The following is a 12,488-nucleotide window of genomic DNA, read 5'->3' as shown; positions in this document are numbered from 1 at the left end:
GCCGATGTGACGCGCGGAAGCCACCAGCACATAAGTCTTTCGCCGGACGGGCAATTATGTGGCTACCCCCACGGGCCGTTTGTGAGGCTCCGGAGTATGGTGTCCGGTCGGCGCACCGGCAGCCGGTACCGGGTGGAGTCCGCAACGACCCGATGTGGAATTCCATTACTGTCCAGCACGAAACGTCTCGGTCGCTTAGATTGCCAAACGGGTGGTAACACCCGGGTTTCTCGTAACCGAAATGTGGAGGGCTGCTGTGTCTGATCGATCCAAGCCTGGCAGGCGGGCCCTGCGGGCGATGTGCGCGCTCACCGGCGCCGCACTCGTGCTCGCGGGCTGTACCACCAACACCGAAGACACCGGACCGGCGGTCTCCAAGGTGCAGGTGGACAAGGTCACCGAAATCGCCGATCAACTGCCCGACAAGATCAAGCAGTCCGGCAAGCTGGTCATCGGCGTGAACGTGCCCTACCAGCCCAACGAGTACAAGGACGCCAGCGGCAAGATCGTCGGCTTCGACGTCGACCTGATGGACGCCGTCACCTCGGTGCTGGGTATCGAGGCGGAGTACGTGGAGTCGGCCTTCGAGAAGATCATTCCGGCGATCCAGGCCGGTACCTACGACGTCGGCATGTCCTCGATCACCGACTCGAAGGAACGCGAGCAGCAGGTCGACTTCACCACCTACTTCAGCGCGGGCATCCAGTGGGCCCAGCAGACCGGTAAGCCGATCGACCCGAACAACGCCTGCGGCAAGAAGGTCGCGGTGCAGGCCACCACCGTCGAGCACACCGACGAGGTGCCCGCCAAGAGCGCCAAGTGCGTCGCCGAGGGCAAGCCCGCCATCGACATCAAGCCGTTCGACGAGCAGAGCGCCGCGACCAACGCGCTGGTGCTCGGCCAGGTCGACGCGATGTCGGCCGACTCCCCGGTGACCGCGTACGCCATCAAGCAGAGCAACGGCAAGATCGAGACCGCCGGCCCGGTGTTCGACTCCGCCCCCTACGGCTGGGCGGTGCCGAAGGGCTCGCCGCTGGCCAAGGTCCTGCAGGCCGCGGTCAACCACCTGATCAAGAGCGGCCAGTACAAGCAGATCACCGAGAACTGGGGCGTGCAGGACGGCGCGATCACCGAGTCGGTGATCAACGGGGCCGTGAGCTGACGGATGTCCGACACCGACACCACCGTCGTGCCCGGTGATCCCGGGCCCGGCGGCGTCCCGGCGCCGTCCGAACCCGAACCGATCAAAGCGGTTCCGCTGCGCAGGCCGGGGCGATGGATCGCCGCCGCCGTCATCCTGGTGCTGCTCGGACTGTTCGTCTACGGCGCCGCCACCAATGACGCCTACCAGTGGGGCACCTACTGGAAGTACCTGTTCGACAGTCGCATCGTCGCGGGCGCGGTCGTCACCCTCGAGCTGACCGTGCTGGCGATGGCCATCGCGATCGTCCTCGGCACGGTGCTCGCGGTGATGCGCCTGTCGCCGAATCCGGTGCTGCGCTCCACGGCCTGGGTGTATCTCTGGATCTTCCGCGGCACACCGATCTTCGTGCAGCTGGTGTTCTGGGGCCTGGTGCCCTCGCTGTATCAGCAGATCCATCTCGGCGTGCCGTTCGGGCCGCAGTTCTTCGAACTCGACGTGCAGGAGTTGCAGGCCGCGTTCACCTTCGCGGTGATCGGACTCGGTCTCAACGAGGCCGCCTACATGGCCGAGATCGTCCGCGCGGGCATCAATTCCGTTGGCGAGGGTCAGCGTGAGGCGTCGGTCGCGCTGGGCATGTCCTGGACCCAGACCATGCGGCGCACCGTGCTGCCGCAGGCCATGCGGGTGATCATCCCCCCGACCGGCAACGAGCTCATCGGCATGCTGAAGACCACTTCGCTGGTGACCGCTATCCCGCTCAGCACCGACCTGTTCGGGCGGGCCCGCGACATCTACGGCGTGAACTTCCAGCCGATTCCGCTGCTGCTGGTCACCGCGACCTGGTATCTGGCCATCACCAGCGTGCTGATGGTCGGCCAGTTCTATCTGGAGCGGTACTACTCGCGCGGCGCGTCCCGGCAGCTGACCGCCAAGCAGTTGCAGGAACTGGCCGACGCGCAGAGTGTGGTGAAGGCGAAATGACGGTCTCCATGGACAAGGACTCGGCCCCGCGGATGATCGTCGCCGACCGGGTCTGCAAGAACTTCGGTGCGCTGCAGGTGCTCAAGGGCATCTCGTTGGAAGTGGCGCGCGGTGAGGTGCTGTGCCTGATCGGCCCGTCCGGTTCCGGTAAGTCCACCTTCCTGCGCTGCATCAACCACCTCGAGCAGGTGAACGCGGGCAGGCTGTACGTGGACGGCGAGCTCGTCGGCTACCGGCAGAAGGGCGACAAGCTCTACGAACTGCACCCGCGCGAGGCGGCCAAACAGCGCCGCGACATCGGCATGGTGTTCCAGCACTTCAACCTGTTCCCGCACCGGACGGCGCTGGAGAACATCATCGAGGCGCCGACGCAGGTGAAGAAGGTGCGCAAGGCCGACGCCGTGGCCCGCGCCCACGAGCTGCTCGATCGGGTGGGCATGGGCGACAAGGCCAATGCCTATCCGGCCCAGCTGTCCGGCGGTCAGCAGCAGCGGGTGGCGATCGCCAGGGCGCTGGCCATGGATCCGAAGCTGATGCTGTTCGACGAGCCGACCTCGGCGCTGGATCCGGAGCTGGTCGGCGAGGTGCTGCAGGTGATGCGCGAACTGGCCGAGAGCGGCATGACCATGGTGGTGGTGACGCACGAGATGGGCTTCGCCCGGGAGGTCGCCGACCAGCTGGTGTTCATGGACGGCGGCGTGGTGGTGGAAGCGGGAGCGCCGCGCGAGGTGCTCAGCGATCCGAAACACGAACGGACCAAGGCGTTCCTGTCGCGGTTGCTCTGAGTCCTTTTCGCGGTTCCACCGCGGGTTCATTCGCGGTTCCACCGGGTGCCGACAGCAGTGGGCCGGGCGTCACGCCCGGCCCGCTTGTCGTTGTCATCGGTTATTCCGCTCGGCTACCTGTCACGGGAACGGTGAGAAGAAGCCGAGGGTGGCGCCGACCGCTGCGCCGATGGCGCATCCGGGGATGGCTCCGACCAGGAAGAACCAGATGCCGATCGCGACGCCGACCGCGCAGCCGATGGCTGCGCCGACTGCGATCGAGATCGGTCCCCAGGCCTGCTGCACGCCGGGCAGGTCTTGCGAGTTGACCGCCTCGGTCGTCGGTCCGCCGATCGGTGTCAGCGACAGCTGGGTGCCTGCGGCGTTGACCACGGGTGAGACGGCGAACTGCCCGAACGTCGTCGGGATGGAGCCGACGACCGCGCCGTCATCGGCTAGAACTGTGACCGCGTCGGGCGTGATGGCGAACTTGCCGGAAGCGAGATTCACCGAGGCGCTCGAGTGATCGGCCGCCAGTGTCGTCGTGTAGCCGACAGCGCCGTCCGTGCCGCTGAAGCTGACGTCCGCCAGACCTGCCTCCCCGTGTCCGGTAGCGGTGGCTATACCGGTAGCCGCGATGGCCATGAACGCGGTTGCCACCAATTTCTTGATAAACATTGGACTCCAATCATCCTTGCCGATTTCCTTTGACGTTCCCCCGACGAACGGCACCGGATAAGGAATATGATGCCCCTTTGAATCACTTTGTGTCCAGGGGGCTATCAGCGCATTCGACGCGAATTTCGGGTTCGTTTTCCACTGACGGGTAATTCGTGCAATTAGAGATTCAACTTGCCCTGACAAGTGCGTTGACCAGTGTCAATGGAAGCGTCGACTGGAGCGGGCAGTGCCGTCGATGGTGCCGGATGATCGGCGAGTTCGCCACTCGGGCAGGTGGCGATCGGCTCAGTGGAAATTACTCGCCAGTATTCTCCGAATTTTCCGGACGCGGTTGTCGGCGGGTGCCGGGACTATCGCCGAGCGCGATGCGAAGTTGACCGAGGAGAACTTTGGTGGCGGGCGCGGCGGGATGGTCGGTGCGCCAGACGAGGGCGAGTCGTCCGCGCAGCTCCGGCTCGACGATCGGCAGCGTCCGCACCCCGTGCGCGGCGGCCTCCGCCGCGGTGAGCGCGGGCACCACCGCCACGCCGAGTCCGCGCGCGGCCAGTCGTAGCAGCAGGGGCGGCGCGGCCGCTTCGAACGCCACGTGCGGCTCGAATCCGGCCGCGGCGCAGGCACGTTCGAACACGCCGCGCACGCCGGTGCCCGCGGGCAGGCAGATCACCGGCTGGTCGCGCAGCGCGGCGAGCGGGATGGTCGCGCCGTGGTCGCGGTCGTCGGCGGCGACGGCGGCGACCACCGCGGTGTCCAGCACGACCTGCTTGCCGAGCCCGGGGCCGAGATCCGCGCCGCTCAGGCCGACCAGGGCGATGTCCAGTTCACCGCGGCCGAGCGCGGCGAGCATGCGCTCGGAGGTGTCCTCGGTGAGGCTGATGGCGACCCGAGGGTGGTCGTGATGGAAATCGGCGAGCACGGCCGCGACATCGAATTCCTCGGGGGCGGCGCCGGAGATGAGTCCGACGCGCACATGACCGCGCAACAGGCCGGTGAACTCGTCCACCGTGTCGGCGATGCGCTGCGCCGCGGCCAAAGCCGCCTTGGCGTGCGGCAATACGGCCGCGCCGACTTCGGTGAGCGTCACCGTGCGCCCGCCGCGGTCCAGCAGCGGCTGCCCGAGCTCCCGCTCGAATTGCCGGATCTGGGCGCTCAGGCCGGGCTGAGCCAGGTGCAGGCGCGCGGCGGCGCGGGTGAAGTTGGCTTCCTCGGCGACGGCGACGAAGTAGCGCAGGTGGCGCAGTTCCATAACTGTCGATTCTAGAAACGATAGAAACCATCTGTTGTACTTCTCGTTCGCGGACGAGCATCGTCGAAGCCATGACAGACAACGCGACGCAGACCACCGATTTCCCCCTCTTCACCGGCCAGGTGTTCCGGCCGGGCGAGCCCGGTTACCAGGCGGAGGTCGCCGGATTCCAGACCGCCTACACCCACCGGCCCGCGCTCGTGGTGGCCGCGGCGCATGCCGAGGACGTCCGGGCCGCGGTGGAATACGCGGCGCGCCAGCAGCTTCCGGTCGCCGTGCAGGCGACCGGGCACGGGCTGTCGGTGGCCGCCGAGGGCGGGGTGCTGATCACTACCGCGCGGATGACCGGTCTCCGCATCGATCCCGAGGCGAAGACCGCGCGGGTCGCCGCGGGCGTGCGGGCCGGCGCGCTGGTCGAGGCGGCGGCGGAGTTCGGGCTCGCCCCGCTGAACGGTTCCTCGCCGTCGGTCGGCGTGGTCGGCTACACGCTCGGCGGCGGAGTCGGCCTGCTGGCCAGGGAATTCGGCTACGCCGCCGACCACGTGCGAATGATCGAACTGGTCACCGCGGACGGCCGGATGCGCACGCTGCGCCCAGGCGACGAACTGTTCGGCGCGGTGCTGGGCAGCGGCGGCAATTTCGGCGTGGTCACGGCGCTGGAGATCGACCTGGTTCCGGTGCGGACGGTCTACGGCGGGCAGCTGGTGTTCGACACGCCCCTGGCCGCGGCCGCACTGGAAACCTGGCGGCAGTGGACCGCGACGGTGCCCGACCAGCTGACCTCGACCGTCGCCACGCTGACCTACCCCGATATCCCGCAGGTGCCCGAGTCGCTGCGCGGCCGCTACGTCGCCTCGATCCGGATCGCGTTCGACGGACCGGCCGCCGAGGGGGAGCGCCTGGTCGCGCCGCTGCGGGCGGTCGGGGCGCGACTGCGCGACGATCTGCGCGAGCTGCCCTACACCGAATCACACACCATCCACAGCGATCCGGACCATCCGCACGCCTACGCCGCGACCAACGCCGTGCTCGGCGAACTCCCCGAGGAAGCGCTGGCCGCGCTGACCGCCGCGACCGGTCCCGGCGGTGCGATCGATGCGGTGGTCGACATCCGTCACCTCGGCGGCGCGCTGGCCGAGCCGGGCTCCGCGAGTGTCGCCGTCGACCGGCGCGAGGCCGCGTACGTGGTCCGGGTGATCACCATGCCCGCGCCCGACGCGGGCGCCGCCGTGCCCGACGAGCACGGTGCGATCCGAAAGGTGCTCGCGCCGTGGACGATCGGCCACAGCCTGGCCTTCCTCTACGGCGCGGGTGACGGCGCCGACGACGCGCAGACCCGGGCGGGCTACGCGCCGGACACCTACGCGCGGCTCGCGGCGCTGAAGGCGAAGTACGACCCGCGCAACATGTTCCGGTTCAACCGCAACATCCGGCCCGCGCTCTGAGCAACCGGTGCGCCCGGCGGCGATTGGCCGCCGGCGGCTGATCGCCCATTGGCCGCCGGCGGCTGATCGCCCATTGGCCGCTCGGCGGCCGCGTGCTATCTTGGTGATATCACTCTGATACCGGGAGGATGTCATGAAGCTCAGGCCCGCATTCCACGTCAACGGCTTTCTGGTGCTGTCGGCCTGGTTGGTGCTGACCCTTCTCTTCGGCGGCGCGGCCGCTTTGGGGTACGTCGCGGCGGTCAAGGACGGGAACACACCGGCGCTGATCGCGGCGATCGCGGCCACCGTGGTCGTGGTGGTGCTCGCACTGCTCGCCACCGGGTTGGTGATCGTCAACCCGAACGAGGCGAAAGTGGTGCAGTTCTTCGGCCGCTACATCGGCTCGGTGAGCGAGCCCGGCTTCTTCTCGGTGGTGCCGCTGACCGACCACAAGATCATCTCGCTGCGGGTGCGCAACTTCGAGACGCAGAAGCTGAAGGTCAACGACGCCGACGGCAATCCGGTGGAGATCGCGGCGGTGGTCGTCTACCGCGTGGTGGACAGCTTCAAGGCCGCGTTCGCCGTCGACGACTACGAGGAGTACGTGGAGACCCAGTCCGAGGCCGCGGTCCGGCACCTGGCCACCACGCACCCCTACGACGCGCACGACGCCGAACGCACCAGCCTGCGCGACGGCGCCGAGGTGGCCGAGGAACTGACCGTCGAACTGCGGGACCGCACCGAGATGGCGGGCATCGAGGTGCTCGAGGCCAGGATCACCCACCTCGCCTACGCGCCGGAGATCGCCCAGGCCATGCTGGTTCGCCAGCAGGCCGCGCAGGTGGTGGCCGCGCGCACGCACATCGTGGAGGGAGCGGTCGGGATGGTGAGTCTGGCACTGGATCGCCTCACCGCGCAGGGCGTCGTCGAGCTCGACGAGGAACGCCGGGCCGCGATGGTGTCCAACCTGCTCGTGGTGCTGTGCGGCGATCGCGCGACCCAGCCCGTGGTCAACGCCGGATCGCTCTACAGCTGAGCCGGGCCCATGGTCGAACGCAAGAAACTGTTGCTGCGCCTCGACCCGGCCGTCCATGAAGCCTTGGCCAAATGGGCGGCCGACGACCTGCGCAGCATCAACGCACAGATCGAATACGCCCTGCGCCTTGCGCTCGAACAGGCGGGCCGCAAACCGAAGTCCAAGGGAACCGGAAACGCCATGGACGACTAGTTGGACGCCGAAAACCGAACGGACGTAGCGCCTTCCCCGTCGGGAGGCGCTGCTCCGGCGTTTCGCGGGTCGGTCAGCGAGCGAGCTCCGCGATCAGAGCCACGCTGTCGTCGTAGAGCGCCCGCTGCGCCTCGCGATCGTAGGAGGCCGCGGAGGACGGACGCTCGGCGCGCCCGACGAAATGGCGGCCGGTGGTGGCGGCCAGCGCCGGGTCGGTCATCAACCGGGCGAGATCGGCGCCGGAGCGGGTGGGTGTGTGGACGCCGGGCAACAGCACGAGGGCCTTGGCCACTGTGTCCCACAGCGTTCGCGCGAACCGGCTTGCGTCCCTGGCCAATCCGGTGCCCGGCATCAATCCGGGGTCGAAGGCGTTCACCGTGACGCCCTGATGGCCGAGCCTGCGCGCCAGCTCGTAGGCGGTCTGCAAGTTGGCCAGCTTCGAGGTGCTGTAGCGGCGGCGGCCGTCGCGATGCGCGGCTTCGGTCGCGGCGGGCGGGTGGGCGAGTTCGCGCGCTGAGGCGGTCAGCGGATGCGGCATGCCGGTGAACCGGCGCGGGTCGTGTGTTCCCGAGGTCACCAAGGCGATCCGCGCGGGCGCGACCAGATCGTCGCGCAGCGCGTGCACCAGCGCGAGGTGGCCGAGGTGATTGACGCCGAAGGTGGCCTCCACGCCGTCGGCGGTGTAGGTGCGGCGGGTGAATTGCAGCCCGGCGTTGCAGACCAATCCGCGCAGCGGAGGAAGTTCGGCCGCGCGCAGTTCGTCCGCGAACTCGCGCACCGACGCCAGCGAGCCCAGATCCAAGGCCATGCCGCGGGCTCCGAGCTCGGCCGCCTCCCGCGCGGCGCGCGCCGGGTCTCGGCCGGTCACCACCACGGTCCAGTGCGGGTCGGCGGCCAGCGCCCTGGCGCATTCGCGGCCGAGTCCGCTGGTGCCGCCGGTGATCACCACGGTTCTGTCGCTCGTTGTCATATGGCACAGTGTGTCACTTTCTGCCATGCGTGACAATGCTTCCATGTCGTTGCGTGATCGGAAGAAGGAACGCACCCGGCGCGCGATCGCCGACGCGGCGCTGCGGCTGTTCGCCGAGCGTGGGTTCGACGCGGTGACCATCGCCGACATCGCCGCCGCGGCCGAGGTGGGCACCCGGACTCTGCACCGGTACTACAGCGGCAAGGACGAGCTGCTCTTCGCCGAGGACGACGAGTACCGCGCCGAACTTGCCCGGCTGCTCGCCGAGCGCCCCGTGGGCGAGGATCCGGAGACGACGTTGGCCGCCGTCATCGGGCCGATGGTGGCGCACTTCGCGGACCGGCTCGACGAGCTGCGCACCCGCGACGCGCTGATCGCCGCCAATCCTGCGCTGCAAGCCCGCGACCTCGCCAAGCGCAGCGCCATCGAAGCCCTGCTCACCGCCCACCTCGCCCATCAGATGGGCGTCGACTCGGCCGCCGACGTGCGCCCGCTGCTGTGGGCCAAGGTCGGCATGTCCTGCTTCTTCGCGGGCTTCGAGATCTGGCTGCGCAGCGGAGGCGAGCTCGCCGACCACGTCACGGCGGCGCGTACCGCGCTGGTCGCCGAACTCGGCGCCGCCCGCGGCTGATCCGATGGCCGCGACTGCCCGACCGGCCGTTCGCGTTTCGGCTCGCGGCGCGTTACTCGGCGCCGTCTCGGGCGCGCGTGCGGGAGGTGAGCATCGGCAGCGCTTCGAGCGCTGCGCCGAGGTCGCGAACGGCCGCCGGATCCGCGAGAGGCCGGCCGGTGAGTTCTTCGATCCGCCGCAAGCGATACCGGACCGAGTTCGCGTGCAGGTATAGCCGCTCGCAAGTAGCCGCGGCGGAACCGCCCGCGCCGAACCAGGTTTCGAGGGTTTCCAGCAGCCTGGTTCGTTCGTCGTACGGTAGCGCGAGCAGCCGCGCCGAAGCCTGATCGCCCCCCGGCACGGTGGACCGAGACTGCCCGCCACGCCCGCTCGCTTCCTAGGAGATTCCGAGCGCCCGCGACAACAGCCCCTGCCGCGTGTGCACACCGCACTTGGCCAGTATCGCCTTCACGTGATCGTTGATCGCGTGCTCGGGCAGTCCCGAAATGCTTGCGGGACGGGGGGATTCGCGGTCGGTGGCGAGCAGGGCGAGCACCTCGTTCTCGCGGGGAGTGAGCGCGTGCGCCCGCCCGAACAGATCCAGGCGCTCGGCGGGGGTGCTCGGCGCCATCGAGACCGTGATGTCCTCGGCGCCGAGCCGGTCCGCTCGCACCGTCAGCCAGCGGGCGCCGCCCAGATGGACGCGCGACCGCGACGGGCCGACGGGTGTGCCGTGCTCGGCGGCCAGCAGCGCGGCGCCCGCGTTGTAGACCGCGTTCGGGATCGGCGGCATGGCCTCCTGCGGTGGATTCAGTCGCAGCAGCGCTGCCGCGGCGGCCGGAGTCTGGCCACGCATCCGCAGGTCGGGCCCGAGCGCGACGGCCGCGGGTTCGGCAGGGACGAGTCCGCCCGCCTCCGCGACAAAGGTGCGGCCGAGCGCGGCGCGCAGCCCCCGGGTGATCGGCGCCGCCAGCGCGGCCAAGGTGGTGAGCTGGCTGGGGTCGAAGGCGCGCGGGGTCTTGCGCAGCAGTTCGAGGAAGCCCCAGCATCCGTAGCGGTCGCCGAAGACCACTGTGGCGGTGTCGAAAACCCCGAGATCGCGCAGCACCTCGCGCCACACCCGCGAGCGTGCGGGATCGCCGCCGGTGGCGGTGCGCAAGGACGTCGCCGCCGTGCTCCGATCGAGCAGATCGCTCCAGCGGGTGAACTCGGTCAGGTACCGCAGCCGGATCAGCTCCGGCAGCCGTGACCAGGGCAGACCGAGCAGGTCGGCCAGCGGCGACGTCCCCACCCTGGTGGCCGGATCGGTGAGCATGAAGACGTGCCCGTCGAAGGAGACGGTCGCGCGGAGATCGGCGAGCACCACTTCGCGCAGCCGCTTCGCCGTCTGCTCGGCCCGGCTGTGGCGCTCGACGCGATCGAGGAGATCCCGCGCACTGGGCACCGGCCAAGTCTAGGGCGAAATCCCCTGGCCGCGGGGCGTGTCGGCGAGCCGGAACCTCAGTTCGGGTTGCCGACCTCGGCGGACAAGCCGCGTTCCCACGCGCGGTGCTTGCGCCCGGAGTCCGGGAACGGTGACCGCGACGCCGCGCCGACGAACGCGTGGTTGACCCACGAGCCTGGGAAGCGGCAGGGACGCAGCACGTCGAGGGACAGCACCACGCGGGCGCTCGCGGAGTCGTTCCATGCGCGGTGCCGGTAGGAGTCGTCGAACAGCAGGCTCTCGCCCTCGTGCCAATGCCGCGTCAGCCCGCCGACTTGGATGCCGCACCGCCGCGGATCGGCGATGCGCAAGCCCAAGTGGTAGCGAAGCACCCCGTTCCACAGCCCGCGGCGCGGCAGGACGCGCTCGCCTGGCCGCAGGATGGAGAACATCGCGGTGACGAGCCCCGGCACCTGATCGAGCAGCGCCGCGGTCTCGGGGCAGCGGGCCCGGTTGGCCTCCGATCGGACGCCGTAGCCGCAGAAGAAGAAGGTGCGTCTGCGCTCGTCGGAGGTCGCGGCCACATCGAAGGAGCTCTCGTGAAAAGCGGGCAGGTCGTCGCAGTGGACCAGCACACTGTCCATCTCGGGTCGGATGGTCTGCCAGTTCTCCTCCATCGGGCCCGTCCAGGAGAACTCACGGGGGTCCAGGAACGGCTCCGTGCTGACTAGGGACGTACGAGCCACCAGCTGTTCGAGCGGGGACAGAAGCCGCACGGCGGCGTCGTAGGTGTGGTCGCGAAGGCTCTTGGACATGGCAGCGAGGATAGGAAGGCGAGCCGCGGGAAAGAGGATGGTTCCGTCGAGGCGGCGTGTCGACCGGGGATCCGCGCCGTCAGGGTCCGGGTTTCTCCGTGACGAAGATGGCCGTGCCGGGGAAGAGCTCGCCGCGCAGCGGGCTCCACTGACCCCATTCCCGGTCCAGCCATTCCGGCCAGTCCGGTTCGACGATGTCGCGCAGCGCCAATCCCGCGGCGACGATCTCGCGGACCCGATCACCGATGGTGCGGTGATGCTCGACGTAGGTCGCCGCGCCGTCGGCGTCGACCTCTACATAAGGGGTGCGATCGAAATAGGGAATGGACGCGGTGAGACCGGCCGGGCCGGGATCGTCGGGGAAGATCCAGCGCATCGGGTGGTTCACCGAGAACACCCAGCGCCCGCCGGGCCGCAGCACCCTGGCCACCTCGCGCATCAGCAGCGCGGAATCGGCGACGAACGGCACCGCGCCGAACGCCGAGCAGGCCAGGTCGAAGGACTCGTCCGCGAACGGCAGCGCCTCGGCCCCCGCCTGCACCAGCGGAACCCGCGGACCGCCGCGCGCCATCGCGGCCAGCCCGCGCTCCAGCATGCCCATCGACAGATCGAGACCGACCGGCAGCGCGCCCTGTCCGGCCAGCCAGCGCGCGCACGGCGCCGAGCCGCAGCCGATCTCCAGGACGCGCTTGCCCGCCAGATCCTCGCCGAGGAAGTGCATATCGCCCTCGTGCAGCCCCTCGGGGCACCACACGAACTCGCCGCCGGGGGAGTCGACGCCGAGGAAATCGGCGTGCGTCCGGTGATACTGGTCGGCGTCGGCGTCCCACCAGCGCCTGCTCGCGCGTTCGCTGTCGGCCGAACTCAGTTTGGTTCGTGCGGTTCCGGTGGTTCCGAGCAGCGCGTTCGCTTGGGCATGGCGATCTTCCGACACGCGCGTGAGCTTAACGATCGCGGCGCGCCGGAAGCGCTCCGGCGTGGCGTGCAGACCGGTTTGCCCGTGCGGACCAAGGTCGCGTACGCTGAACCGCGCGAGTGTCTGTTGTACAGACGTGTGACTGTACCGAAGTAACGATCTACCGACGTATCAGCGCACTGAAATAACAGAGCGCCCGTGCTGAGTTTCACAAGTGGATGAGTGCGGTACGTTCCTCTGTGTCCGTCGTCGCATCGTCGCGGTGATTTCGCAGCGTACCGAAAGT

The 12,488-nt window shown here is 69.1% G+C and carries 14 protein-coding genes; 7 read left to right on the top strand and 7 right to left on the bottom strand.

All coding sequences use genetic code 11. From position 1 onward, the window contains the following. Positions 1 to 298 precede the first annotated feature (298 nt). From ABZV58_RS32900 to ABZV58_RS32890, 3 genes are read left to right on the top strand one after another with little or no spacing between them, the layout of a single operon-like run. Positions 299 to 1,162 (top strand): ABC transporter substrate-binding protein, encoded by an 864-nt coding sequence (locus tag ABZV58_RS32900; protein WP_355004165.1) that lies wholly within the window; start codon positions 299 to 301, stop codon positions 1,160 to 1,162. Between the two features lie 3 nt (positions 1,163 to 1,165). After that, positions 1,166 to 2,125: an amino acid ABC transporter permease gene (locus ABZV58_RS32895; protein ID WP_355004090.1), complete on the top strand. Its 960-nt coding sequence runs from the start codon at positions 1,166 to 1,168 to the stop codon at positions 2,123 to 2,125. Positions 2,126 to 2,157: 32 nt separating this feature from the next. Continuing rightward, a complete protein-coding gene (locus ABZV58_RS32890) occupies positions 2,158 to 2,910 on the top strand; it encodes an amino acid ABC transporter ATP-binding protein (protein ID WP_355004164.1) in 753 nt (250 codons plus the stop codon). Between the two features lie 120 nt (positions 2,911 to 3,030). Here the strand turns inward: ABZV58_RS32890 and ABZV58_RS32885 are convergent, their stop codons facing one another. Both ABZV58_RS32885 and ABZV58_RS32880 read right to left on the bottom strand, forming a co-directional pair. Then, entirely contained in the window at positions 3,031 to 3,621 is a 591-nt protein-coding gene (locus ABZV58_RS32885; RefSeq protein WP_355004089.1) for a hypothetical protein, read from the bottom strand. A 244-nt stretch (positions 3,622 to 3,865) separates the two neighbouring features. Next, positions 3,866 to 4,813: a LysR substrate-binding domain-containing protein gene (locus ABZV58_RS32880; protein WP_355004088.1), complete on the bottom strand. Its 948-nt coding sequence runs from the start codon at positions 4,811 to 4,813 to the stop codon at positions 3,866 to 3,868. 71 nt (positions 4,814 to 4,884) lie between these two features. Here ABZV58_RS32880 and ABZV58_RS32875 point away from each other — a divergent pair, with 71 nt between their 5' ends. The 3 genes from ABZV58_RS32875 (at position 4,885) to ABZV58_RS32865 (ending at position 7,468) form a co-directional block, all read left to right on the top strand. After that, positions 4,885 to 6,258 (top strand): FAD-binding oxidoreductase, encoded by a 1,374-nt coding sequence (locus tag ABZV58_RS32875; RefSeq protein ID WP_355004087.1) that lies wholly within the window; start codon positions 4,885 to 4,887, stop codon positions 6,256 to 6,258. Positions 6,259 to 6,391: 133 nt separating this feature from the next. Beyond that, entirely contained in the window at positions 6,392 to 7,276 is an 885-nt protein-coding gene (locus ABZV58_RS32870) for an SPFH domain-containing protein (protein ID WP_355004086.1), read from the top strand. A 9-nt stretch (positions 7,277 to 7,285) separates the two neighbouring features. Next, positions 7,286 to 7,468 carry a toxin-antitoxin system HicB family antitoxin gene (locus ABZV58_RS32865; RefSeq protein ID WP_355004085.1) on the top strand — a complete coding sequence of 61 codons (183 nt, stop codon included), beginning with the start codon at positions 7,286 to 7,288 and terminating at the stop codon, positions 7,466 to 7,468. A 73-nt stretch (positions 7,469 to 7,541) separates the two neighbouring features. On the opposite strand, the gene ABZV58_RS32860 is transcribed toward ABZV58_RS32865, so the two are convergent. After that, positions 7,542 to 8,438, bottom strand: coding sequence for an SDR family NAD(P)-dependent oxidoreductase (locus tag ABZV58_RS32860; protein ID WP_355004084.1), 897 nt, complete (start codon positions 8,436 to 8,438; stop codon positions 7,542 to 7,544). A gap of 43 nt (positions 8,439 to 8,481) precedes the next feature. Between ABZV58_RS32860 and ABZV58_RS32855 the strand changes: the two genes are divergently transcribed. Then, on the top strand, positions 8,482 to 9,069 hold the full coding sequence (locus tag ABZV58_RS32855) for a TetR family transcriptional regulator (protein ID WP_355004083.1): 588 nt from the start codon (positions 8,482 to 8,484) through the stop codon (positions 9,067 to 9,069). Between the two features lie 52 nt (positions 9,070 to 9,121). On the opposite strand, the gene ABZV58_RS32850 is transcribed toward ABZV58_RS32855, so the two are convergent. The 4 genes from ABZV58_RS32850 to ABZV58_RS32835 form a co-directional block, all read right to left on the bottom strand. After that, positions 9,122 to 9,409 carry a helix-turn-helix domain-containing protein gene (locus ABZV58_RS32850; RefSeq protein WP_355004082.1) on the bottom strand — a complete coding sequence of 96 codons (288 nt, stop codon included), beginning with the start codon at positions 9,407 to 9,409 and terminating at the stop codon, positions 9,122 to 9,124. Between the two features lie 36 nt (positions 9,410 to 9,445). Then, the gene (locus ABZV58_RS32845) at positions 9,446 to 10,492 is read right to left on the bottom strand and encodes a LuxR family transcriptional regulator (RefSeq protein ID WP_355004081.1); all 1,047 of its coding nucleotides are present in this window, start codon (positions 10,490 to 10,492) and stop codon (positions 9,446 to 9,448) included. A 56-nt stretch (positions 10,493 to 10,548) separates the two neighbouring features. Further along, a complete protein-coding gene (locus ABZV58_RS32840; protein ID WP_355004080.1) occupies positions 10,549 to 11,286 on the bottom strand; it encodes an aspartyl/asparaginyl beta-hydroxylase domain-containing protein in 738 nt (245 codons plus the stop codon). Positions 11,287 to 11,365: 79 nt separating this feature from the next. Further along, positions 11,366 to 12,220 (bottom strand): class I SAM-dependent methyltransferase, encoded by an 855-nt coding sequence (locus ABZV58_RS32835; RefSeq protein ID WP_355004079.1) that lies wholly within the window; start codon positions 12,218 to 12,220, stop codon positions 11,366 to 11,368. Positions 12,221 to 12,488: the final 268 nt, after the last annotated feature.

The organism is Nocardia sp. NPDC004654 (assembly GCF_040609595.1).
Taxonomy (GTDB): domain Bacteria; phylum Actinomycetota; class Actinomycetes; order Mycobacteriales; family Mycobacteriaceae; genus Nocardia.
This window is presented reverse-complemented; position numbering and strand designations above follow the sequence as displayed.